Annotated in this window: 20 protein-coding genes; 18 read left to right on the top strand and 2 right to left on the bottom strand. The window is 37.4% G+C overall.

Going from position 1 to position 25,879, the window contains the following annotated elements:
* Nucleotides 1–21: 21 nt before the first annotated feature.
* The 9 genes from NYQ66_RS20040 (at nt 22) to NYQ66_RS20000 (ending at nt 10,969) form a co-directional block, all read left to right on the top strand.
* Nucleotides 22–954 carry an aspartate carbamoyltransferase catalytic subunit gene (locus NYQ66_RS20040; protein ID WP_259872100.1) on the top strand — a complete coding sequence of 311 codons (933 nt, stop codon included), beginning with the start codon at nt 22–24 and terminating at the stop codon, nt 952–954.
* On the top strand, nt 911–2,212 hold the full coding sequence (locus tag NYQ66_RS20035) for a dihydroorotase (RefSeq protein ID WP_259872099.1): 1,302 nt from the start codon (nt 911–913) through the stop codon (nt 2,210–2,212). Before NYQ66_RS20040 ends, NYQ66_RS20035 begins: the two co-directional genes overlap by 44 nt.
* Entirely contained in the window at nt 2,187–3,302 is a 1,116-nt protein-coding gene (locus NYQ66_RS20030) for a carbamoyl phosphate synthase small subunit (protein WP_259872097.1), read from the top strand. Before NYQ66_RS20035 ends, NYQ66_RS20030 begins: the two co-directional genes overlap by 26 nt.
* Entirely contained in the window at nt 3,281–6,481 is a 3,201-nt protein-coding gene (carB, locus tag NYQ66_RS20025; RefSeq protein ID WP_259872095.1) for a carbamoyl-phosphate synthase large subunit, read from the top strand. The genes NYQ66_RS20030 and carB overlap by 22 nt, the downstream gene beginning before the upstream one ends.
* Nucleotides 6,478–7,245, top strand: a complete 768-nt coding sequence (locus tag NYQ66_RS20020; RefSeq protein ID WP_259872093.1) for a dihydroorotate dehydrogenase electron transfer subunit — start codon at nt 6,478–6,480, stop codon at nt 7,243–7,245. Before carB ends, NYQ66_RS20020 begins: the two co-directional genes overlap by 4 nt.
* Entirely contained in the window at nt 7,245–8,180 is a 936-nt protein-coding gene (locus tag NYQ66_RS20015; protein ID WP_272479973.1) for a dihydroorotate dehydrogenase, read from the top strand. Before NYQ66_RS20020 ends, NYQ66_RS20015 begins: the two co-directional genes overlap by 1 nt.
* Nucleotides 8,152–8,865, top strand: a complete 714-nt coding sequence (gene pyrF, locus NYQ66_RS20010) for an orotidine-5'-phosphate decarboxylase (RefSeq protein ID WP_259872090.1) — start codon at nt 8,152–8,154, stop codon at nt 8,863–8,865. The genes NYQ66_RS20015 and pyrF overlap by 29 nt, the downstream gene beginning before the upstream one ends.
* Entirely contained in the window at nt 8,852–9,484 is a 633-nt protein-coding gene (pyrE, locus tag NYQ66_RS20005) for an orotate phosphoribosyltransferase (protein ID WP_259872089.1), read from the top strand. The genes pyrF and pyrE overlap by 14 nt, the downstream gene beginning before the upstream one ends.
* Before the next feature lie 114 nt (nt 9,485–9,598).
* A complete protein-coding gene (locus NYQ66_RS20000) occupies nt 9,599–10,969 on the top strand; it encodes an aldehyde dehydrogenase (protein WP_259872087.1) in 1,371 nt (456 codons plus the stop codon).
* Between the two features lie 61 nt (nt 10,970–11,030).
* On the opposite strand, the gene NYQ66_RS19995 is transcribed toward NYQ66_RS20000, so the two are convergent.
* Both NYQ66_RS19995 and NYQ66_RS19990 read right to left on the bottom strand, forming a co-directional pair.
* A complete protein-coding gene (locus tag NYQ66_RS19995) occupies nt 11,031–12,050 on the bottom strand; it encodes an NADH:flavin oxidoreductase/NADH oxidase (protein WP_259872243.1) in 1,020 nt (339 codons plus the stop codon).
* A gap of 449 nt (nt 12,051–12,499) precedes the next feature.
* Nucleotides 12,500–14,215 carry an Rqc2 family fibronectin-binding protein gene (locus NYQ66_RS19990; RefSeq protein WP_259872086.1) on the bottom strand — a complete coding sequence of 572 codons (1,716 nt, stop codon included), beginning with the start codon at nt 14,213–14,215 and terminating at the stop codon, nt 12,500–12,502.
* 91 nt (nt 14,216–14,306) lie between these two features.
* Here NYQ66_RS19990 and NYQ66_RS19985 point away from each other — a divergent pair, with 91 nt between their 5' ends.
* The 9 genes from NYQ66_RS19985 (at nt 14,307) to rsmB (ending at nt 25,786) form a co-directional block, all read left to right on the top strand.
* Nucleotides 14,307–16,955 carry a calcium-translocating P-type ATPase, SERCA-type gene (locus NYQ66_RS19985; protein WP_259872083.1) on the top strand — a complete coding sequence of 883 codons (2,649 nt, stop codon included), beginning with the start codon at nt 14,307–14,309 and terminating at the stop codon, nt 16,953–16,955.
* 453 nt (nt 16,956–17,408) lie between these two features.
* Nucleotides 17,409–18,293 (top strand): YicC/YloC family endoribonuclease, encoded by an 885-nt coding sequence (locus NYQ66_RS19980; protein WP_259872081.1) that lies wholly within the window; start codon nt 17,409–17,411, stop codon nt 18,291–18,293.
* A 224-nt stretch (nt 18,294–18,517) separates the two neighbouring features.
* Nucleotides 18,518–18,778 (top strand): extracellular matrix/biofilm regulator RemA, encoded by a 261-nt coding sequence (gene remA, locus NYQ66_RS19975; protein WP_093210849.1) that lies wholly within the window; start codon nt 18,518–18,520, stop codon nt 18,776–18,778.
* Nucleotides 18,779–18,802: 24 nt separating this feature from the next.
* Nucleotides 18,803–19,417 carry a guanylate kinase gene (gene gmk, locus NYQ66_RS19970; protein WP_259872073.1) on the top strand — a complete coding sequence of 205 codons (615 nt, stop codon included), beginning with the start codon at nt 18,803–18,805 and terminating at the stop codon, nt 19,415–19,417.
* Between the two features lie 5 nt (nt 19,418–19,422).
* On the top strand, nt 19,423–19,626 hold the full coding sequence (gene rpoZ, locus NYQ66_RS19965; protein ID WP_259872242.1) for a DNA-directed RNA polymerase subunit omega: 204 nt from the start codon (nt 19,423–19,425) through the stop codon (nt 19,624–19,626).
* Nucleotides 19,627–19,872: 246 nt separating this feature from the next.
* Nucleotides 19,873–21,075, top strand: coding sequence for a bifunctional phosphopantothenoylcysteine decarboxylase/phosphopantothenate--cysteine ligase CoaBC (gene coaBC / locus NYQ66_RS19960; protein ID WP_259872070.1), 1,203 nt, complete (start codon nt 19,873–19,875; stop codon nt 21,073–21,075).
* On the top strand, nt 21,072–23,480 hold the full coding sequence (gene priA, locus NYQ66_RS19955; protein ID WP_259872067.1) for a primosomal protein N': 2,409 nt from the start codon (nt 21,072–21,074) through the stop codon (nt 23,478–23,480). Before coaBC ends, priA begins: the two co-directional genes overlap by 4 nt.
* 13 nt (nt 23,481–23,493) lie before the next feature.
* Nucleotides 23,494–24,432, top strand: a complete 939-nt coding sequence (gene fmt / locus NYQ66_RS19950; protein ID WP_259872064.1) for a methionyl-tRNA formyltransferase — start codon at nt 23,494–23,496, stop codon at nt 24,430–24,432.
* Nucleotide 24,433: 1 nt separating this feature from the next.
* A complete protein-coding gene (gene rsmB, locus NYQ66_RS19945) occupies nt 24,434–25,786 on the top strand; it encodes a 16S rRNA (cytosine(967)-C(5))-methyltransferase RsmB (protein WP_259872061.1) in 1,353 nt (450 codons plus the stop codon).
* Nucleotides 25,787–25,879: the final 93 nt, after the last annotated feature.

Here is a 25,879-nt window from a genome sequence, read left to right as displayed (position 1 = left end):
CATATAAGGGGGAGCTATTATATGAAACATTTTGTGTCGATGAAAAACTTGTCAGAGCATGAACTCCTGCAGCTAATAAAACTAGCAGATGATATTAATCAAAATGGTATCGAACCATTACAAAAACAAGTATTTGCTGCAAACCTTTTTTTTGAACCTAGTACAAGAACGAAGATGAGTTTTATTGTAGCCCAAAGAAAGTTGGGAATAGAAGTGCTCGACTTCATGACAGATGCTTCTAGCGTTCAAAAGGGAGAAAGTATGTATGACACAGCAAAGACACTCGAATCATTAGGTGCTTCCTTATTAGTAGTTAGACATCCAGAGGATAATACTGTACAGCAATTAGCTGAGCAAATAAATATACCGGTTATCAACGCAGGAGACGGAAAAGGTGAGCATCCTACACAATGTTTACTTGATTTGTTAACCATTTACCAAGAATATCGTAAGTTTACCGGCTTAAAAGTTGCGATTGTTGGAGATATCAAACATAGTCGAGTAGCCAGATCTAACGCATACGCATTAGCGACTTTAGGTGCAGAAGTTTATCTATCTAGTAAGCCAGATTGGCAAGATGATAGTCTTCCATTCCCTTACTTAGACATAGATGAAGCGGTTGAATCATGTGATGTCGTTATGCTTCTACGCATACAACATGAAAGACACGAGGATCAGTCTACAATGACGAAAGAAGAATACTTAGAAAATTATGGACTCACAATCGAAAGAGAAAATCGCATGAAATCACACGCAATCATCATGCATCCTGCTCCAGTAAATAGAGGCGTAGAGATCGATGATGTACTGGTTGAATGTAAGAGATCTAGGATCTTTAAACAGATGTCAAACGGGGTAGCAGCTCGCATGGCGGTCATGACAAAGTTATTAGAAAAGGGAGGAATCAAGCATGAAAACAGTTTTAATCAACGCGAAGCAGTTAGTAGCAGATAATCAGCTTTTACCTTGTGAGATATCTATACGAGATGGAGTCATCGAAGAAATCGGTGAAAAGGTATCAAGAGATGGAGCTGTATTAATAGATTGTAAAGGTAATCTTGTTACGCCAGGTTTTATTGATGTGCATGTTCACTTAAGAGAGCCAGGTGGCGAAAAGAAAGAAACAATTGAAACCGGCACACAATCAGCTGCGCGTGGAGGTTATACAACGATTTGTTCGATGCCGAATACCCGCCCTGTTCCTGATAACGAAACAACATTAAAAAGCATTGTAAAAAGAAATGAGGAGTCAGCACATGTGCGAGTATTGCCTTACGCTTCCATTACAGAAAGATTACTTGGAGAAACACTAACAAATATGGAGGCATTAAAAGAGGCTGGAGCCTTTGCTTTTACTGATGATGGTGTTGGCATACAAACAGCGGATATGATGCTGCAAGCCATGCAAGAAGCAGCCCGATTGAAGATGCCAGTTGTGGCACATTGTGAAGACAACTCTTTAATTCATAAAGGGGTTATTCATGAAGGAGAAGCTAGTAAAGCTTTAAATGTACCTGGAATACCATCTATTTGTGAAGCGGTTCAGATTGCAAGAGATGTTTTACTCGCAGAAGCAACAGGCTGTCATTATCACGTTTGTCATGTAAGTACAAAAGAATCTGTCAGAGTAATAAGGGATGCTAAAAAAGCAGGCATCCATGTAACTGCTGAAGTAACACCACATCACTTACTATTAAATGAAAAAAGCGTAGTTTCTGATGATGCGAACTATAAAATGAACCCTCCACTTAGAGGAGAAGATGATCAACAAGCCTTATTAGAAGGCCTGCTAGACGGAACAATTGATTTTATTGCGACAGACCATGCACCACATACGGAAGATGAGAAAAATCAAGGTTTATTGTTAGCACCATTTGGCATTCACGGTTTTGAAACAGCTTTTTCTCTACTCCATACACACTTAGTTGAGACAGGAAAAATCACATTAAAACAATTAATCGACTGGATGACTATTAAACCAGCAGAAGTTTTCAACATGCCATATGGAAAACTAGAGCCAGGATCTACAGCTGACATTACAGTGGTTGATATAAACAGAGAAATAAAGATAGATAAAGAAACATTCTTATCAAAAGGAAAAAATACACCGTTTCATGAATGGCATGTAAAAGGACTGCCAGTAATGACAATTGTAGAAGGAAAAATCGTCTTTGAGGAGGCTTCTTATGGAAAAGCGACAACTCGTGCTTGAGGATGGCACTGTATTTAATGGTATTGCATTTGGATCAAACGAAGCAAGTGTTGGGGAAGTAGTTTTTAATACAGGTATGACAGGCTATCAAGAAATTTTGTCTGATCCGTCGTATTGTGGTCAGATTGTAACGATGACTTATCCGTTAATTGGAAATTACGGTATCAACAGAGATGACTTTGAGACGATCACGCCTTCGATTCATGGGCTTATTGTTAAAGAAGTCTGTGATCATCCATCTAACTTCCGTAGTGATGAAAGCCTGGATAGTTACTTAAAAGCAAATAACATCCCTGGAATAGCAGGAATTGACACCAGAAAGTTAACAAAAATCATCCGTAAACACGGAACGATGCGTGGTATTTTTACAGAAGCTGGAGCATCTATACCAGAGGCTATCGAGCAAATAAATGATACACCTGTTCTAAGAAACCAAGTAGAAAGAGTATCTACTGTAAAACCATATGTAGTACCTGGACGAGGACACCGTATTGTACTGGTTGACTTTGGTATGAAACACGGGATTCTACGCGAATTAACGAAACGAAATTGTCATGTAACGGTTGTACCTTATCATTATAGTGCGGAAAGCATTTTGCGCTTAAAACCAGACGGAGTCATGCTTACAAATGGCCCTGGTAACCCTAAAGATGTACAAGAAGCGATTGACATGATCGGTTCTATAATAAAAACTACACCAGTGTTTGGTATTTGTTTAGGTCACCAACTTTTAGCTCTAGCTTGTGGTGCAAATACAGAAAAATTGAAATTTGGTCACCGTGGATCCAACCACCCGGTTAAAGATATCTTGCTAAACAAAACATATTTAACTTCACAAAACCATGGTTATGCGGTTACAGCTGATTCTCTAACGAATACGGACTTAGAATTAACGCAAATCGCATTAAATGATAAAACAGTAGAAGGAATACAACATAAGTTGTATCCAGCCTTTTCGGTACAATATCACCCAGAAAGTTCACCGGGTCCAGAAGATACGAATCATTTATTTGATGAGTTTTTAACGCGAATTAAAAATCACCAGTCTACAATCAAGGAGGAAACTTCATGCCTAAGCGTACAGATATAAATAAAATTCTTGTTATTGGTTCTGGTCCGATTGTTATTGGTCAAGCAGCAGAGTTTGACTATTCAGGAACACAAGCATGCCAATCATTAAAAGAAGAAGGTTACACGGTTATACTAGCGAACTCAAACCCTGCAACAATCATGACGGATCATACGGTTGCAGATACAGTTTACATGGAACCATTAACGGTAGACTTTCTTATCAAGATCATTCGTAAAGAGCGCCCAGACGCAATTCTTCCAACACTTGGTGGACAGACAGGATTAAATTTAGCTGTTCAATTAGAAGCTACTGGGATTTTAGAAGAAACGAATACGGAACTATTAGGAACGTCACTGGATGCGATTCAACAAGCAGAAGACCGAGAAAAGTTTAGAACACTTATGAACGAATTAAATGAGCCAGTTCCTGATAGTATGATTGTAAATACAGTAGATCAAGCGATCGATTTTTCAAGAGAAATTGGATTTCCTCTTATTGTTAGACCAGCATACACCTTAGGTGGAACTGGTGGTGGAATGTGTAACAATGAACTCGAATTAAGAGAAATTACGCGTAACGGTTTATCTTTATCTCCAGTAAGCCAATGTCTTATTGAAAGAAATATTGCAGGTTTTAAAGAAATAGAGTACGAAGTTATGAGAGATAAAAATGACCAAGCTATCGTTGTGTGTAACATGGAAAACATAGATCCTGTTGGAATTCACACAGGCGACTCCATAGTTGTAGCACCATCTCAAACGTTAAGTGATCGTGAATACCAAATGTTAAGAAACGCATCCTTGAAAATTATCCGTGCATTGAAAATTGAAGGTGGATGTAACGTGCAATTAGCACTTGATCCAGATAGCTTCCAATACTACATTATTGAGGTAAACCCTCGTGTAAGTCGTTCGTCAGCACTCGCATCAAAAGCAACAGGTTATCCGATTGCCAAAATAGCTGCTAAAATAGCAATTGGACTTACATTAGATGAGATAATTAACCCAATTACAGGTACAACATATGCGATGTACGAACCTGCATTAGACTATGTCGTTTCTAAGCTGCCGCGTTTCCCGTTTGACAAATTCGCAACTGGTAATCGTACGCTTGGAACACAGATGAAAGCAACAGGGGAAGTTATGGCTATTGGAAGAAACTTTGAAGAATCGATGTTAAAAGGTATTCGATCATTAGATATTAGTTCAGAGGACTTCTGGTTAAAAAGTTTAGTAGAGTTGTCTATGGACGAATTAAAAGAAAGACTTGTAAAGGCAGATGATGAACGGATCTTTGTACTTGCTGAAGTGCTTCGCAGAGACCTTACAGTGGAAGAAATTTTTGAACTAACCAAAATCGATCGCTTTTTCCTAACGAAATTGAAAAGAGTTATTGATTTAGAAAAAGTGCTAGAACATAATAAAGGATCTGTTGAGTTACTTACAGAAGCGAAAAAATTAGGATTCTCAGATACACAAATCGCACGAATTTGGGATGTAGACGTGGATGAAATCTATTATTTAAGACAAGAAGAAAACATCCAACCAGTTTATAAAATGGTAGATACATGTGCTGCTGAATTTGAATCGGAAACTCCTTACTTTTATAGCTCGTATGAGGAAGAAAATGAATCCATTGTTTCTGACAGACAAAAAGTTATTGTACTGGGTTCAGGTCCAATTCGAATTGGGCAGGGAATTGAATTTGATTATGCAACAGTACACTCGGTGCTGGCGCTTAAAGAAGCGGGCTATGAAGCTATAATTATGAACAGTAATCCAGAAACAGTTTCTACAGACTTTAGTGTTTCTGACAAGCTGTATTTTGAGCCATTAACACTAGAAGATGTGATGCATGTTGTTAATTTAGAAAAGCCTTTAGGTGTAATTGTACAATTTGGTGGTCAAACGGCTATCAATCTAGCGGAAGGCTTAGAAAGAAGAGGAGTCAAGATTCTTGGTACCTCGCTTGAAGCGATTGACACAGCGGAAGACCGTGACAAGTTTGAACAGCTTTTAAGTGAACTAAATATCGCTCAACCGAAAGGGAAGAGTGTCCGAAAGCTAGATCAAGCGATTGATGCTGCGAATGAGATTGGTTACCCGGTATTAGTGCGACCATCCTACGTTATTGGTGGAAGCCAAATGGAAATCGTTTATAACGATGAAGAGCTATACAATTACTTGAAAAAGTCAAACCGAATCGAACATAAACATCCAGTTCTAATTGATAAATATCTAACTGGAATTGAAGTAGAGGTAGATGCGATCAGTGATGGAGAAACAACCATTATTCCAGGAATTATGGAACATATTGAGCGTGCTGGTGTTCACTCTGGCGACTCCATTGCTGTTTATCCAACACAACGCATTTCAGCTGAAGTAAAACAGCAATGTGTGGAGACCACTTTAAAAATCGCATCTAGGCTAAATGTCAAAGGGCTAATTAACATTCAATTTGTTGTGCATAAAGATGAAGTATATGTCTTGGAGGTAAATCCAAGAGCAAGTAGAACGATTCCTTTCTTAAGCAAAATAACCGGGGTGACGATGGCAAACCTTGCGACGAAGTGTATTATTGGTGAGTCACTTGCTGAGTTAGGTTTTGCAACTGGTGTGTTGCCAGAACCTGAGACGGTTTCAGTAAAAGTACCAGTATTCTCTTTTGAAAAGTTACGTAGTGTTGATACAATGCTCGGGCCTGAAATGAAATCAACAGGAGAAGCAATTGGTCGTGATAAAACGTTGGAGAAAGCACTTTACAAAGGGTTGATTGCCTCTGGTTTGAAAATTCCTATGGAAGGTTCTGTCCTACTTACTGTGGCTGACAAAGATAAACCAGAAGCAGCAGCAATAGCTAAAAAGTTCCATCAACTTGGTTTCCGCTTATATGCAACGGAAGGAACAGCTGCGTTTGTTGAGGAGTACGGTATTCCAGTAAATGAAGTAGGGAAGATTGGATCTGAAGGAGATAACGTATTGTCTATTATTGAAGATGGTGAAGTGCAATTTGTTGTCAATACGCTAACTTCAGGAAAACAACCACGTTCGGATGGTTTTAGAATTCGTCGTGAAGCTGTAGAGCATGGAATTGCTTGTTTAACAAGTTTAGATACAGCGCAAGCGATCGTAAATGTAATAGATTCAACTACATTTAATGCAAGGCCAGTTGTAGAGAGAAAGGCTGTTGTATTGTGATAAATAAAGAATGGATGACGATTGTTGCAAAGGAACAGATTGCTAAAGATACAATTGAAATGACGCTATCAGGCTCAGCTGTGATCGACACAGCTGAACCTGGGCAGTTTGTTCATATTAATGTTGGGACAAATAACACGAACCTTCTAAGAAGACCAATATCGATTGCAGATGTGAACAAGAAGGAGCAGACAATCACGATTATCTTTAAAATTATTGGCACTGGTACAGATCAACTAAGTAAATATACGGTTGGTCAAGAGCTTGATGTACTTGTTCCTTGTGGCCAGGGTTATCCAATTAGTAAGGTAACGATGAAAAAAGCATTAGTCATTGGTGGAGGTATTGGAGTACCTCCTCTGTATTACCTTGCTAAACAGTTACAACAAAAAGGTATTGAAGTGACTGCTGTCATAGGTTTTCAATCGGAAGAACATGTATTCTATGAGTCTAAATTTTCTGAGATCGGCTCATGTCACGTTGTCACAGATGATGGAAGCTATGGTTTTAAGGGATATGTGACAGACGTCTTAGATCAAGTAGATATTGCATACGATTATTATTTTTCATGTGGACCAACAGGGATGCTAAAGGCAGTTTCAAAAAAACTTGAAGACAAAAAGGGTTATATCTCCATCGAACAACGTATGGGCTGTGGCATTGGTGCTTGTTATGCTTGTGTTGTACCTACAAGTGAACCAAACGGCTTTAAGAAGATATGTAAAGATGGTCCAGTTTTTGAAGCGAAAGAGGTGGTATTATGATCGATTTAACTACAACTTTGCCAGGATTAAGCTTGAAAAATCCAATTATGCCTGCCTCTGGATGCTTTGGATTTGGTAAAGAGTATAGTGATGTTTTCGATTTAAATCAACTTGGTGCAATTATCATAAAAGCTGCGACCAAAGAAGGACGATACGGAAATTCAACACCAAGAGTAGCTGAAACTTCTGCAGGCATGTTAAATGCGATTGGGTTACAAAATCCAGGTGTAGAAAACATTATCGACAATGAACTTCCTTTCTTAGCGAAGTATGATGTTCCAATCATTGCAAACGTTGCAGGTAGTAGTGTAGAGGAATATGTAGAAGTAACAAAAGCTTTTACACGTACCACAGCTATACAAGCAATCGAATTAAATATCTCTTGTCCGAATGTAAAAGAAGGCGGGATTCAATTTGGTACAGATCCAGGATTAGCGGCTGAGGTGACTTCGCAAGTGAAAGAAGCAAGTCATGTGCCTGTATATGTAAAACTGTCTCCAAACGTTTCAAATATTGGAGTAATGGCGAAAGCGGTAGAAAGCGCTGGAGCAGATGGTCTCTCGATGATCAATACATTAACAGGCATGCAAATAAACCTATCATCTAGAAAACCATTACTTGCGAATAAAACAGGTGGGTTATCTGGCCCTGCAATTAAACCAGTTGCTATCCGTATGATTTATGAAGTAAAACAACAAGTGTCGATTCCGATTATTGGTATGGGTGGGGTCATGACCGCTGAAGATGTCCTAGAATTTCTATTAGCTGGTGCAAGTGCTATTGCAGTTGGGACAGCTAATTTCCATAATCCACTCGTTTGTCCTGAAATAATTGAAGCTTTACCTAGCGTTTTAAAGCAATATGGATTTGATTCTGTTGAGGATGCAATTGGAAAGGGGCATGAGCATGCATACACCGGTTTATCTCGCGCTTGATTTTCCAACATGGGAAGAAAGCCATTCATTTATTCAGAGTAATAACTTACAAGGCGTACCTGTAAAAGTAGGAATGGAGCTTTTTTACCGTGAAGGACCTAAGGTAATACAAGAATTAAAAGATAGTAACCATGCTATTTTTCTAGATTTAAAGCTTCATGATATACCGACAACCGTTCATAAAGCGATGAAAAACATAGCGAAACTCGGTGTAGACCTTATTAATGTGCACGCTTCTGGTGGAAGTGAGATGATCCATGCTGCCAAAATGGGTTTAGTAGAAGGTACTGGGGATGGAGAAGTACCTAAGCTATTAGCGGTTACTGTATTAACATCCATGGACGAAACAATCCTTCAAGATGAATTACATGTCAATGAGTCAGTAAAAAGAGCCGTGACGAGATTAGCAAAACTTGCTAATGACAATGGTGCGGACGGTGTGGTGTGTTCTGCACATGAAGTGCCGAACATAAAAGAAGTTTGTACGTCTAACTTTTTAACAGTAACACCTGGAATTCGGTTGGCAGATTCTGAACATAATGATCAAAAACGAATTGCAACACCAGCATTTGCTAAAAAGAATGGTGCAAGTGCCATCGTCATTGGTAGAAGCATTACACAAGCGGAAAATCCGAAACAAGCATATGAAAAAGCACTAGAGGAGTGGGGATATGTCATTAAGTAAGGAAATTGCAAAAAGTTTATATGAGATCAAGGCGATCCAAATTAAACCAGACCGATCGTTTACATGGACGTCAGGAATAAAGTCCCCAATCTACTGTGATAATCGTCTGACTATGTCTTTCCCAGATGTACGAGATAAAATAGCAGATGGTTTTATAGAGTTAATAAATAACCTTGATGAAAAGCCTGACGTGATAGCAGGTTGCGCTACAGCTGGGATTCCTCACGCAGCGTGGGTAGCACAAAAGTTAGACTTACCAATGGTTTATGTTCGCTCTAAGCCTAAAGCACATGGGAAAGGGAATCAAATAGAAGGTACACTACTAGAAGGACAAAAAGTAGTTGTAATTGAAGATTTAATTTCAACAGGTGGATCTTCAATTAATTCCGCATTAGCTTTACGTGAAGCTGGTGCAGAGGTACTTGGTGTGTTGGCTATTTTTAGCTATGGTATTTTGCAAGCGAAAGCAAACTTTGAAAATCATCAATTGCCAATGGAGACGATTTCTAATTTTGATACATTGCTAAAGGAATTAGTAGAAGTAAATCAAATCACAAATGCAGAAGAAGCTGATTTATTGGAATGGAGAAACGGTTTGTTTGCATCATTTTCGAAATAAGTTGGGCTAAAAACATGTGAATTGCTATGATTCACATGTTTTTACTTTTTGGAGGATTTAGTCTACATTTAACGTAGTGTAGATTGAAAAAACTAAGATGAGAAGGTTAAAGATATGGAAGATTTCCAAAGCTTATTTGCAAAACAAAAACAGTTTTTCTACTCAAATAAAACAAAGTCTATTTCCTTTCGCATACAAGCATTAGAAAAGTTGAAGGCCGCGATTAAGAAATATGAGTCTAAACTTATAGATGCCCTCAAGGCAGATTTAAATAAATCTGCATTTGATACTTATACAACCGAGATCGGCATAGTTTATAAAGAAATATCTTTCATGAAGGATCACATAAAACAATGGAGAAAGCCTGAAAAAGTACAGACGCCCTTAACACATATAGGCACCAAAAGTATTATCTATGCTGAGCCCTATGGAAGTACACTGGTTATCGCTCCATGGAATTATCCATTTCAATTAGCAGTCGCTCCAATGATTGGTGCAATCGCAGCAGGAAATTGCGTAGTGTTAAAGCCCTCAGAGTTAACACCTACGACTTCAGATGTTCTGCGTCAACTAGTGTCTGAAACTTTTTCAGAAGAGTATGTCAGTGTGGTGGAAGGAGCAGTTGAAACGAGCCAAGCGTTACTCGAGATACCATTTGATTATATATTTTTCACCGGTAGTACATCGGTAGGGAGAATAGTTATGGAGCAGGCTGCTAAACACTTAACACCAGTTACATTAGAGTTGGGTGGAAAAAGTCCGTGTATTGTTGATGAAGATGCACATGTAAAATTAGCAGCGAAGCGGATTGCTTGGGGTAAATTTACGAATGCTGGTCAAACGTGTGTGGCGCCTGATTACGTATATGTAAATCGTCGGATAAAGAAGGAATTTTTAGAAGAGTTAAAAAGAGCCATCACAGATCTGTATGGTGAAAATCCTATTCAAAATACTAATTACACTCACATTGTAAATGATAAACATTTTAACAGGTTACGGTCTTTTTTAGACAGGGATAACATCGCTTATGGTGGTGAAGTGGATTCGGTTTCATTAGTAATTGAACCAACCGTATTAACTGGTATAAATTGGGATGATAAAGTAATGGAAGACGAGATCTTTGGTCCGATTTTACCGGTGTTGGATTTTGATGATGTAGACGAGATCATCCATGTAATTAATAGCCATCCAAAACCACTTGCGTTATACCTTTTTTCTGAAAACAGTGATGTGCAACAGCAAGTTATCTCTTCCATTTCTTTTGGGGGTGGATGTATTAATGATACCATCTACCACCTTAGCTCACCTTACTTACCATTTGGAGGAGTTGGCGCGAGTGGGATGGGTGCTTATCATGGAAAAGCGAGCTTTGACACGTTTTCACACAAGAAAAGTATAATGAAACAAACAAATAAGTTTGATATACCACTTCGATACCCTAATTTGAAAAATGGTCTAAGAAAGATAAAGCGGTTCTTAAGATGAGTGAAAGGCAAATAAGAAAACCGAGAATTAGCTTGGTAAGCAATTCTCGGTTTTTTGTGTCCTATATACTATAGCCAGCAGCTAGAGCTTTTGGAGTTAATGGTTTTCCACCTAAAGCAAGTGATGCTTCATTTGCCCAATATGGGTTTCTTAGCATACCGCGTCCCACTGCTACTAAATCTACTTGACCTTCTTTTACTACTTGATTGCTTAGTTCAACATCTTCCATTCTTCCTACCGTCATAACTGGTACATCTAATACTTGTTTCAGTTCTTTAGCATAATCGACTTGGTAACCTGGTCCTGCACTAGCTGGTCCATTCATACTTTCTCCACCAGATGAAACATCAAATATATCGACACCCGCCGCTTTATAACGCTTGGCAAGGTCAATGACATAGTTCAGGTCGTATCCGTCTTTGTCGTATTCTACTGCTGATAATCGCATGATGAGTGGCATATCTTCGGGCATCACTCGCTTGGCCGCTTCAATAATCTCTACACCAAATAAGCTCTTGTCTTGCCCGTATTTATCTTCTCTTTTATTTGTAAGAGGTGATTGGAATTGGTGAATAAGATATCCATGAGCACCGTGAAGTTCAATCGTGTCCACACCTGCTGCAATCGCCCGTTTGATTCCTGCTTCGAATTTAGTAACAAGTTCTTCCACTTCAGTTGTTGTTAATTCTCTTGGTGTTTTATATTGATCAGAAAAACGGATAGCAGAACATGAAACAGGTTGATCCGCATCTTCTGCTTTTCTACCCGCATGTGCAATTTGGATGCCGACTTTTGCACCATAGCTATGGCAGTTATCGATAATCCGTTTAAAAGCTGGAATGTGGTCATCCGACCAAATACCAAGATCATAATCTGATATACGACCGTCTGGTTCTACATCAGTCATTTCTATAATAATGAGACCAGTACCTCCAATGGCACGACTTGTGTAATGAGAGAAATGCCAATCATTAGGAATGCCGTCTTTTGCTGTAACGGAGTACTGACACATTGGCGACATAACGATACGATTTTTTAATTTTAGTCCTTTTAGTTCAAAGCTTGATAATAAATCCATGATTATGTATCCTTTCGATTTAGATTGACTTGAGATGTCACTTTAGCTTTGTTGCAAAGTATGCATATACTACGTCGTAACTCAAAAATAGAGTCATATAACGCAAGCGGCCTTGAGAGACCTTATTTACCTGTTTTTGACCAATTTTGAATCTGAACGGTCATACGATACGCTATTTTAATAAAATGTTATCGAAATCAATGAAATAAGGGCAAATAACGGATCTGGTGACCGCTAAAATAATATAAACGAAGATTTCGGACGAATAACGGATCTCATAGCCGCCAAAATCGACCATAGATTAGCGGGTAGGATAGTTACTGCACAGTATATATCAATAGTGAACTGATAATAAGCAACGACTTTTGCGAATTTGCTCTAATGTCAAAAATCATATAACCATCTAAAAAAAGAATCAAGTAAAAGGTCTCAGCCTTTACTTGATTCCGTGTTTAATCAGGTTTTTTCTTTAGTTTTTCTATAAAGTTCACTTTCGGAGTAATGTACAACGTTTTTTGGTTGTCATACGTAACGAAACCAGGTTTTGCTCCATTTGGTTTTTTTACATGTCGGATTAAGGTGTAGTCCACTGGAACGGAAGATGAATTTTTCGACTTACTAAAATTCGCTGCAAGCTGCGCGGCTTCAAATAGTGTCTCTTCACTTGGGTTTCTATCACGAATGACTACATGCGATCCTGGGATGTCTTTCGTGTGTAACCAAATATCATCTCTTGCAGCAATCCGATTCGTTAAAAATTCATTTTGCTTGTTGTTTTTTCCAACTAAAATTACTGTGCCATCTGAACTGAAAAACTGCTCTGGGTCTGGCTTTGTTGGTTTTGTTTTTTTCTTTTTATGTTTGCTTTTTGATTTTAAATATCCTTGTTCTCTTAATTCTTCGCGTATTTCTTCAATATCTTGCTCTCTAGCCTCTTCAATTTGCTGAATTAGCTCTGCAAGATAGGTAATTTCTACTTTGGCTTTATCTATTTCTTGCAAAACCATTTGCTTTGATTTTTTTAATTTTTGATAGGTTTTGAAATAAGCTTGTGCATTTTCACTAGGTGTTTTGTTAGGGTTAAGTTCTATCGTTATTTCCTTTTGATCAGGGTCATAATAGTCTATGACCGTAGCGGAAGAATCACCATGTTTAATCGCATGCATATTTGCAGTCAATAGTTCACCTTGGCGTTGAAAAAGTTCTGCTTGTTCTGCTTTTGTAAATGTCTGTTCATGCTTTTTAATCTTTCTAATATTTTTATCACGTTCATTTTTTAAGAAACGATATAAGTCTCCTGCTTGTTGCTTTACGCGGTCACGTTCCGCTTTACCAGAATAAAAATCATCTAACATGACACTTACGGATGAAAATTGTTTTCTTTCTCCTTGAACGGATTCGAGTGGTAACACGTAAAAGTCTTCCTTTGTTCCAGCAATTCTTTCAGGTGAATAACCATGATTTAATAGAGACTCTTGAATGTCCTGGAAAACCGTTTTGTACGTATCAATGGAACCAAGTTTAGCCCGAAAGATAATTTCCTTAGCGATAACAGGTGAAAACCCCATGTATGTATCGACTAATTGTTTATCTAATTTACCTGCATTAAAATCTAATTTTTTTATAAATGTGTCACTGTCCACTGAGAGGGGGTTCAATTTCCCTTGATCAGGTGGCAGTTTATAGTCTTGGCCGGGCATTATTGTCCGAACTCTATTTTGCATGGGTGGGACATGCTTGATACTGTCCAAAATATGACCCTTTTCTTGATCAATCAACAGGATATTACTGTGTTTTCCCATAACCTCAATTATCAATGTTTTTTTGGTTTCGTCTCCAATTTCATTTCTTCCTTTAACTTTAATAGAAACAATTCTTTCATTTTCATATTGGGAAATGTCTTCAATAAAACTTCCCACGAGATGTTTTCGTAATAACATACAAAACATTGGTGGTTCTTGTGGGTTTTGATACGTATCCTTGGTTAAGTGAAAACGAGCATAACTAGGATGCGCTGATAGTAAAAGAGTATTATTCTTTCCATGACTTCTTATTGTGAGTATAAGTTCCGTTTCCGTCGGTTGATATATTTTTAAGATTCTACCCGTTGTTAACGATTGACTAAGCTCGTGCGTAATCGCTCGGGTTACTATTCCGTCAAAAGCCATTTGAATCACCTCGCTAATCTAATTATAGCATTTTTTGGGACGAGTCTGAATACATATCTATTGAAGGAAAGAGTACATGGAGGTATGCAGTATGAATTGGTACCAATGGAATGAAGAAAAACTGCAGGAAAAGCTAGGTGTAGACATTGATAAAGGTCTATCAACGAAGGATGCAGAAAATCGATTAAATAAATTTGGCCCTAACGTTTTTGATGACGGAAAGAAGACTCCATTGTGGCTTGTTTTTATTAAGCAGTTCCAGGATTTTATGGTTTTAGTACTATTAGCTGCTACATTGGTTTCTGGTCTTCTTGGTGAGTATGTGGATGCTATCGCAATCATGATTATTGTCCTAATCAATGGATGTATCGGTTTTTTTCAAGAACAAAAAGCAGAAAAATCTTTAGCGAAATTAAAAGAATTGTCTGCTCCTATGGCAAATGTATTGCGTAATGAAAAATGGGAGAAAGTTCCTTCAAGTGAATTAGTAGTTGGTGATGTGATTAAGGTTACTAGTGGAGATCGTGTTTCCGCAGATTTACGTGTTATTAAATCAACTAGCTTAGAGATAGAAGAATCTGCATTGACAGGGGAATCTGTACCTGCATCAAAGCATGCTACTGCAATGACAAAAGATGGGTTAGAACCAGCTGATCAGAAAAATATGGCCTTTATGGGAACACTTGTGACACGAGGTAGTGGTATCGGTGTTGTAGTAGGGACAGGAATGAAGACTGCGATGGGCCAGATTGCAGACTTACTTGTGAATACAGAACAACAGCAAACACCACTAGAAAGAAAATTGGCGGAGCTTGGAAAACTATTAATTGTGATCGCATTATTATTAACTGTTTTTGTTGTTATTGTAGGCGTTTGGCAAGGTCATCCGCTTTATAATATGTTTTTAGCAGGTGTTTCATTGGCTGTCGCCGCTATACCAGAGGGCTTGCCGGCCATCGTTACTGTTGCGCTGTCTTTAGGTGTACAAAGGATGATAAGAAAAAAAGCAATTGTTCGAAAACTATCTGCTGTCGAAACGTTGGGAAGTGCATCTGTTATTTGTTCAGATAAAACAGGGACAATGACAGAGAATCGAATGACTGTGAAACAGATCTATTTAGACAATGACATCTTTGATGTTACAGGTCAAGGGTATGATTTAAAAGGAGAATTTCAACTAGATGGTAAAAAAGTAGATGATCCTTCGTTAGATAGCATGCTATTGTATGGTGCGATATGCAACCATGCTACGCTTATGAAAAAGAAGGGAAATTGGATGATAGATGGGGATCCAACAGAAGGGGCGCTACTTGTTGCAGCAAGAAAAGCAAATATTACAATAGAAGATACAAATCAATTTACAATTATCCACGAAATTCCTTTTGACTCTGATCGGAAACGAATGAGTGTCGTAGTGGAAGATAAGCAAAAGAATCAATTTGTCATTACGAAAGGTGCACCGGATGTGTTACTACCAAGAATGAATTATGTTACTGATGCTAGTGGTAGAAGACCTTTACGTACAGGTGATCAAAAACAAATGGATCAGGCTATTAATAATATGGCGAATCAAGCGTTAAGAACAATAGCGATAGGGATTAAACCTTTAAAGAAAGGTCAACAGTTTGATGACATGTTGCTAGAAAAGGATCTTACGTTTATTGGAATTTATGGAATTATTGATCCTCCTAGAAAAGAAGTAAAAGCAGCAATTGCTGAATGTCGAGAAGCAGGTATTAAAACAGTGATGATTACCGGCGATCACGCAAAAACTGCCTACGCCATAGCAGATCAATTAAAGTTAATTCCTAAAGGTGGAAAAGTATTAGAAGGACATCAACTGAGTAATATGACGGAAGAACAATTGAGTGACGTGATTGAAGATGTATATGTTTTTGCTAGAGTAACCCCAGAACATAAACTGAAAATTGTAAAAGCTTTTCAACGAAATGGACATGTTGTTGCCATGACTGGTGATGGGGTAAATGATGCACCTGCCATTAAGGCAAGTGATATTGGAGTGAGTATGGGATATAACGGGACGGATGTTGCGAAAGAAGCGTCTGCTTTGGTGCTACTGGATGATAACTTTGCAACGATTAAATCTGCCATAAAAGAAGGTAGAAATATATATGAAAATATTCGTAAGTTTATCCGTTATCTACTTGCGTCCAATGTAGGGGAAATATTAGTCATGTTATTTGCAATGTTACTAGGTATGCCTCTACCACTAATCCCTGTACAAATTTTGTGGGTCAATCTAGTAACAGATGGGCTACCTGCTATGGCGTTAGGCCTGGATCAAGCAGAAGGAGATGTAATGAAACGTAAACCAAGAGATCCTAAAGAAGGTATTTTTGCTAGGGGACTTGGGTTTAAAATATTGAGTAGAGGCTTAATGATCGGTTTAGTTACTTTAATAGCTTTTATAACTGCATATCAAAATAATCCAGATCACTTACGTTATGCACAGACCATTGCTTTTACTACATTAGTAATGGCTCAGTTAATTCATGTATTCGATTGTAGAAGTGAGCATTCGATCTTTTCGAGAAATCCGTTTCAGAATTTATATTTAGTAGGGGCTGTTATTTCTTCTGTTCTATTGTTATTAGTCGTCATTTACTTTGAACCATTACAAACTGTTTTCAACACAATGGACCTAGCTTTAAGAGACTGGATTTTCATATTAGCATTAAGTGCCATCCCAACAGTCCTATTTGGATTCACAAAAAAATAACTACAAGGCGGCCTACTTTATTCGTAGGCCTATTTTCGTTGTGAGACGCAGTTTCTATAGAGTGCGTCGTAACACAAGATGATGAGAGAATACAACGCAAGCGGTCATGAGTTCCCTTATTTTCCTATTTTAGGCGATTTTAAAATCTAAGCGGCTATACAGTACGCTATTTCAGCAAAATGCACACGTAATTAATGAAATAAGGGCAAATAAGGGATCTGGTAGCCGCTAAAATAATATAAACGAAGATTTCGGACAAATAACGGATCTAGATAGCCGCCAAAATCGAACATAGATGGCGGGTGGGTTAGTTACGACAGAGTTTATATCAAATGTGAATTACTAAGAGGAAATGCTTGTGTCATATTCTCTTGCTTCTTAATGACATATTGCAACAATGTTTGATATAGTTAAGGTATAACTTTGGAACAAAAAAGTAATGGATGTGATAGCGTGGTTACAAGTATGACTGGATATGGTAGGGATGAAATAATTATTAATGAAACAAATATTGCGGTTGAAATAAGAAGTGTGAATCACCGCTTCTTGGATGTTTCCATGAAAATGCCGCGTTCTTTATTAGTGTTAGAAGAAAAATTAAAAAAGGTTGTTCAATCATTCTTTCAAAGGGGAAGGATAGAAGTGTTCGTTACCATGAATGGGGAGGAGCTTATAAGTCGTACTTTACTCGTTAATTGGGACCTAATGGACCAATACATAGAAAAGATCCAAGAGGCTAAGAGCAGATACAACCTTAATGGTAATATTCCTGTAGATGTTTTAACTAAAATAGAAGATGTTTTTTCTGTTCAGGAACAATCCGAGTATGATGAGACGGTGTATCATTCAGTTGAAAAGGTGCTTACTACTGCATGTAGACAAGTTGAACAAATGCGACAAGAAGAAGGTAGAGAAATAAAAAAAGATTTAGCTGGTAGGATAGATTTCATAGAAAAAACAGTAAAAGAGTTGGGAGAAAGAAGAGATATTGTTATAATAGAATATCGGGACCGAATAATTCAAAGAATTAAAACCTACATAGAGGATGAATCGTATGTAACGGATGAATCTAAACTATATCAAGATATCGCAGTGCTTGCTGAGAAAGGTGATATTACGGAAGAGGTCACTCGTTTACATAGCCATGTGCACCAATTTTTACAGACTATGTCTCAAAAAGATGCGATCGGAAGAAAATTGGATTTTATCTTGCAAGAAATGCATCGAGAAACGAACACAATTGGGTCAAAATCAAATGACGTTAAAAATAGCGAATTGGTTGTTTTATTAAAAAGTGAGATAGAAAAAATAAAAGAGCAAATACAAAATGTAGAATAACATTATGTTTTGTAGATAGATTGCTATATACTATAATAGCTAGTAATGATAAAATACAAACGGATTAATGGATTTAGTGAATAATGTTTGTACTTGTCTAAACCTGTATAGAATAAGGATAGTTATTTCTAACAACTTTTTACATTTAGTTTTAGAAAGTGTTATTAAATATAAAGACTAATTTTTTATGTGCAGGAAATATCTGTACAAGAGGGGGAACCGTCATGAGTTTAAGATTAATAAACATAGGATTTGGTAATGTGGTTTCAGCAAATCGCATTATTTCAATTGTTTCACCGGAATCTGCTCCGATTAAACGAATTATTACGGTTGCAAGGGACAATAATAAATTAGTAGATGCTACATATGGTCGACGTACTAGAGCTGTAATCATAACGGATAGTGATCATGTTGTTTTATCAGCAGTGCAACCTGAGACTGTTGGTCAACGTGTCATTAGCCACGATGAAATCTCTGATGAGTAAAGTAAATAGCTAGGAGGATATATGTTGATAGATGAGAAAGGAATTTTGTTTATATTATCTGGTCCATCAGGGGTAGGTAAAGGAACGGTAAGGAAGGCTCTTTTTGAAAAGGATACGGATTTAAAATATTCTATTTCCATGACAACAAGAACAAAAAGAGAAGGAGAGCAAGAAGGTGTTGATTATTTCTATCGCTCAAAGCAAACCTTTGAGGATATGATTAAAAATAATGAACTTCTTGAATATGCCGAGTATGTGGGGAATTATTATGGCACACCAAGAGAATATGTCGAAGCTACATTAAATGAAGGTAAAGATGTTTTCTTGGAAATTGAAGTGCAAGGTGCACTTCAAGTGAAGAAAAACTTTCCGGAAGGTGTCTTCATATTTCTGTTTCCACCAAGTTTAGAAGAATTAAAAAACAGAATTGTAAATAGAGGCACTGAAACAGAAGACCTCGTTAAAAATCGCTTGTTAGCTGCTCGGGAAGAAATAGAAATGATGGATGCCTATGATTATGTCGTTGTTAATGATAAAATAGATACGGCAGTTAGCAAGGTTCAATCTATTGTTCGAAGCGAACATTGCAAGCGTGAGCGAGTTGCTAAACAGTACAAGAAGATATTGGAGGCTGATTGAGTATGATGTTAGAACCATCAATTGATAAATTGCAAAATAAAATTAATTCTAAGTACACATTAGTTACTTTATCAGCTAGACGTGCACGTCAAATTCAAGATACGCAGCGTCACCAGTTAGATAATCCTAAGTCAGTGAAATATGTAGGAATTGCTTTAGAAGAGATCCAAGCTGACAAACTAACTTTCATTGCTGCGGAAGAAGAGTAAACGAATTGACAGAATTATGATGGTATGACTTTCTCGAACACTTTCTATAGGAAAATGTTGAATTGGATCTATTTTGATCATCATGCCATGCACACTAGTAAAGAGATACATGTCGTTGTTTTCCAGAAGTTCCTCGCTTGCAAAGACGCAAGCGAGGTTTTCTTCTATAAAAATGCTACAATTCAAATTATTAAACATACATATAAAGCTTAAGATTAAGGTTATGGATAAGGGGGATATAAGCGTATGCTTCAACAAAAAAACGTTATTTTAGGTGTTACGGGTGGAATTGCAGCATACAAGGCCTGTGCGCTTACGAGTAAACTTACTCAAAAAGGTGCGAATGTAAAAGTTATTATGACAGAGAGCGCGACCAAGTTCGTTTCTCCGCTTACGTTTCAAGCTTTATCTAGAAACCCTGTTTATACAGATACATTTGATGAGAAAGATCCTGAAAAAATCGCACACATTGACCTTGCTGATTGGGCAGATTTAGTGATAATCGCGCCTGCAACAGCCAATATCATTGCAAAAATAGCAAATGGGAATGCGGATGATATGCTTTCCACTACACTCTTGGCAACAAGAGCTCCCGTTTATATTGCTCCAGCAATGAACGTACATATGTATGCACACCCAGCTGTAAAGGAAAATATGAATAAAATAGCCTCATGGGGTTATCAGTTTATTGAACCAGGCAGTGGTTATCTCGCTTGTGGTTATGTTGGCAAAGGAAGATTAGAAGAACCAGAAACCATTATAGATGTGATCGAAAACCATCTAATTAATCCTAGCCTGAAAGATAAGAAAATCTTAATTTCTGCAGGACCAACAAGAGAATCTATCGATCCGATTCGATTTTTCACAAATCATTCTTCAGGTAAAATGGGTTTTGCACTTGCGGAAGAAGCAGCACGTCTTGGTGCGGAAGTTACCTTAATAGCTGGACCAGTAAGCTTAAATACGCCTAGAAATGTAAAACGGGTGGATGTAACGACGGCAGAGGAAATGTTCCAACAGATGAGTATGTACTATCCAAATCAGGACATTGTCATAAAAGCAGCTGCCGTTGCTGATTATCGACCAGTTGTTATACATGACCGAAAAATGAAGAAATCGGATGGTAATCTATCTATTGATATGGAAAGAACAAAGGACATTTTACTTACCCTTGGTGAAATGAAAACAACACAATATTTAGTGGGATTTGCAGCTGAAACGGATGAGATACTTACATATGGAAAGCAGAAATTAGAGAAAAAGCATTTAGATGCAATTGTCATTAACGATGTAAAAGCAGAGGGAGCTGGTTTTGCAACTTCTACTAACGCGGTAACCTTTGTAAGTAAAAAAGGAATAGAAAAGGACTTACCATTAGCGACCAAAAATGTCATAGCCCAGGAAATCTTGGAGCTAATTCACTTAGAATTAAAGGATGAAGAAAAGTGAATATTGCAAAAGTAGTTGTAGATGTGCCAGCAACGCAAACCAATCGAGTTTTCGATTATAAAATACCGAGTAAGTTTCAAGGATCTATCCATAAAGGAATGCGTGTTATTGTTCCGTTTGGACCAAGAAAGATTATGGGGTTTGTTCTTGATTTAGTGAATGAATCTGAATTTGATCGATTGAAGGAAATAAGTGATTTAATGGACGTAACACCAGTTCTAACAGAAGAGTTACTTGATTTAGGGGAATGGCTATCAGAAGAAACACTAAGCTTTTATATTTCTTCGTTTCAAGCAATGCTTCCACAGGTTTTAAAAGCAAAATACAAAAAAGAACTACATTGTTTATCTAGTGATGAAATTCCTGTTGAATTTAAAACTTTATTTGCCGGTCGAGATTTTATAACGTACGATGAATTTGTTGAACGAGAGGGAAATCATGCGAAACTTCAAAAAGCTATACGCGATGGTTTAATTGAAGTAATATACCAAGTGCAATCGAGAGAAACGATCAAAAAACAATCTGTCATTCGTTTAAATAAAGAAGCACATTTAATAGAAGAAGCACTTGAAGATCTGTCAAAACAAGCTGCAAAGCAACGACAATTACTCCATTATTTGTTAGAACATTCGAAGCCAATTAATCAAAAAACATTACTAAAAAAGGTAAATACAACGCGAGCAAGTTTAAAGCCGTTATTAGACCAAGGTTTACTTCTTGAATCCTTTGAAGAAGTGTATCGTGAACCTTATGAAAAAGGTAAATATCCAAGAACATCACCGCTCCCCTTAACAAATCAACAAGAAGAAGCTATACAACCAATATTAAACGCGTTAGAAAATGAAGAACACCATGTTTTTTTGCTTCACGGGGTAACGGGTAGTGGTAAAACAGAAGTGTATTTGCAATCTATTCAAGAAGTAATTGAAAAAGGGCAGGAAGCAATTGTTCTTGTACCAGAAATAGCCCTAACACCGCAAATGGTAGAGCGGTTTAAAGGCCGTTTTGGATCTGAGGTAGCGGTATTACACAGTGCTCTATCTGCTGGCGAAAAATATGATGAGTGGCGAAAAATACAAAGGAAACAAGTAAAAGTAGTTGTGGGAGCTAGATCTGCCATTTTTGCACCTTTTGAAAATGTCGGAATTATTATTATTGATGAAGAACATGAAACAAGCTATAAACAAGAAGATCATCCTAGATATCATGCAAGAGATGTAGCTATTTATAGAGGAGAAAAACATCGTTGTCCGGTAGTGCTTGGAAGTGCTACTCCGACATTAGAATCGTTTGCGAGGGCGAAAAAAGGTGTATATCACCTACTTTCAATGGGGAACCGAATGAATAACGCAACTATGCCAACCGTAGATTTAGTTGACATGCGAGAAGAATTGCATAAAGGGAATCGAACGATGTTTTCCATAAGGTTAAAAGAAGCAATGGAAGAAAGATTAAAAAAAGGAGAACAAATTGTTCTTTTTTTAAATCGAAGAGGGTATTCCACTTTTGTAATGTGTCGAGACTGTGGATATGTAATAGAATGCCCACATTGCGATATAGCACTTACCTATCACCGTAAAAATGAACGATTGAAATGTCACTATTGTGCTTATGAAGAAAAAATGCCAAGCATGTGTCCTGAATGTGAGAGTGACACCATTCGGTATTTCGGTACAGGAACACAAAAAGTAGAAGAAGCTTTAGCAGAATTATTACCAGAAGCGCGTGTAATACGTATGGATGTAGATACGACTAGAAGAAAAGGATCACATGAACGTTTACTCACACAATTTGCAAGAAAAGAAGCGGATATCCTATTAGGTACACAGATGATTGCAAAAGGGCTCGATTTTGGGAACGTTACACTAGTTGGGGTGTTAGCAGCAGATTCCTTATTACACCTTCCAGATTTTAGAGCTTCCGAGAAAACATTTCAACTGCTGACACAAGTTAGTGGAAGAGCGGGACGGCACGCATTACCGGGAGAAGTTGTTGTGCAAACTTACACACCCGAGCATTATAGTGTGCAATTAGCGAGCCAGTATGATTATGAACAGTTCTTTTCGGAAGAAATGAAACTGAGAAAATCTTTTCAATATCCTCCATATTACTTCCTCACTTTGATCACTGTTTCACATGTGAATCAAGTGAAAGTGATGGAAGTAACGAGAACCATTGTTCAATTATTACAAAAGCACCTTTCACAACAGACGAGAATACTTGGGCCAACACCATCACCATTAACTAGAGTCAAAGATAGATATCGTTTCCAATGCATGGTAAAATACAAAAATGAACCGAATCAAAGAAAAATAATAAAAAAAATATTAACTTATTTTGAAAGTGATATACAAAAAAATGACTTGCTGATTCAAGTTGACCTACAGCCTTATCAACTAATGTAGAGAGGGGTTCATCATGAAGAGAATTGTTTTTATGGGTACACCAGATTTTGCAGTTCCAGTTTTGCAACAAATAATATCAGATCAATATGAAGTGGTTTTGGTAGTGACACAACCAGATCGTCCCAAAGGGAGAAAAAGGGTTTTAACACCTCCACCAGTTAAAGAGGAAGCGCTAAAACATAACATTCCTGTCTTTCAACCTGAGAAGATTAGAGCAGAATTTGAGCATGTTTTAAACTATAAGCCAGACATTATTGTCACAGCTGCATTTGGCCAGATCTTACCGAAGGAGTTACTAGAAGCACCAGCCTATGGTTGTATCAACGTACATGCTTCTTTACTTCCTGAATTAAGAGGTGGTGCTCCGATCCATTACGCGATCTTGCAAGGAAAAAAAGAAACAGGGATTACGATCATGTATATGGTAGAAAAACTTGATGCTGGGGATATTATTACACAAAAGCGTGTGACGATTGAAGAAGAGGCTCATGTTGGAACACTACATGACAAACTGGCTGAAGCAGGAGCTAGCCTGTTAAAAGATACATTGCCAACATTATTTAATCAAAAGGCTACTCGTACGAAGCAAGAGGATAGTCAAGCAACCTTCGCATCTAACATTAAACGAGAACAAGAAAAAATTGATTGGACCAAGTCACACGTTGAGATTTATAACCATATAAGGGGTCTCCATCCTTGGCCGGTTGCATTCACCACGCTACAAGGTAAAACGCTAAAGGTTTGGTGGGGAATAAAAGAGAATATACATTTCGCTGCTAATCCAGGAGAAATTGTAAGGATTGAAGATGATGGTTTTGTTGTATGTTGTGGAGATAACAAAGGAATAAAGATTACAAGCTTGCAGCCATCAGGGAAAAAACGGATGACAGCTAGCGATTTTTTACGTGGAACTGGGAATGAAATACTGTTAGGGGAAAAGTTAGGAGAGTAAAATGGTTAATAGCAAATATATGATAAGGCAGACAGCATTAGAAATATTAGTCAGAATAGGAGAAGGTGGTGGCTTTAGTCACTTACTCATTGATCAAGCTTTGGCTAAGAAAGAACTAAGTATTCGAGATGAAGCACTTCTTACAGAAATTGTATATGGAACTATCCAACGAAAACTAACGCTTGATTACTATTTGTCTCATTACTTAAATAGTAAAAAGAAAATAGAACCATGGGTTAAATGGTTATTATATATGTCCATTTACCAAAAACAATTCCTAGATAAAGTCCCTGATCACGCAATTATTCATGAATCCGTTGAGATTGCAAAAGTAAAAGGGCATAAAGGAATTTCTTCCTTAGTTAACGGAATATTGAGATCAATTCAACGAGAAGGGTTACCAAATGTAGATCAAATTACTAATCGGGAAGAGCGTTTATCGATTGAAACGAGTCATCCACTATGGCTTATTAAACGTTGGGTTAAGATGTATGGATATGAAGTCACAGAAGACATGTGCCAAATCAATCTACAGCACAAATCAATGAGCATAAGAGTGCAACCTTTAAGGATCAGTCGTGAAAATGCGATGACTCAACTTAATGAAGATGGGTATGAAGTAGAAGCCTCACTTTTTTCCAGTCAAGGTATAATTGTCCGAAAAGGTAATATTTTAAAAAGTAACCTTTTTAAAGATGGTTACGTAACTGTTCAAGATCAGAGTTCGATGTTAGTAGCAGAAATGCTTGATTTAGAACCAGGTATGACAGTGTTAGATGCTTGTAGTGCTCCTGGCGGAAAAGCAACACATATTGCTGAAAAAATGGAGGACACAGGTGTTGTGTATGCCTATGATTTGCATGAAAAGAAAGCAAAGCTTGTTACCAAAAAAGCAATGGAGCTTAACCTTACCATTATTCAAGCAAATCAAGCAGATTCTAGAGAGTTAGATACATATCATGAAAAGGATACGTTTGATAGAATTCTATTAGATGCACCTTGCTCAGGATTAGGCGTATTAAGAGGGAAACCGGATATTAAATATAATAAACGTGAGGAAGATATAGATAAATTAGCTTCCATTCAGATAAAATTGTTGGAAAGTGTTTCCTCTCTATTAAAAAAAGATGGTAAAATAATATATAGTACTTGTACTGTTGATCGCCACGAGAATGATTACGTCATTGAGAAATTCTTATCCGAACATACAGAATTTGAAGTGGACGAAAGTTTCTTTAAGGATTTACCTGGAGATATGCAACACTCTATAGGATCAACACAATGGGGATTACAATTATTTCCTCAAACCTATAATACAGATGGTTTTTTCTTAACTAGATTAAAAAAGAAGTAAAAACTTTCTGTGTGACCATTTTAAAGATAAAAGGATTGAAAACCAATTAGATATAATTCTTTGGAACTGAAAATAGAATTATGTCGTTTTATG

The sequence above is a fragment of the Aquibacillus koreensis genome (genome assembly GCF_025154055.1).
Classification (GTDB): Bacteria; Bacillota; Bacilli; order Bacillales; family Amphibacillaceae; genus Aquibacillus_C; species Aquibacillus_C koreensis.
Note: the sequence above shows the minus strand (reverse complement) of the source record. Positions and strands in the feature narration are given on the sequence as shown.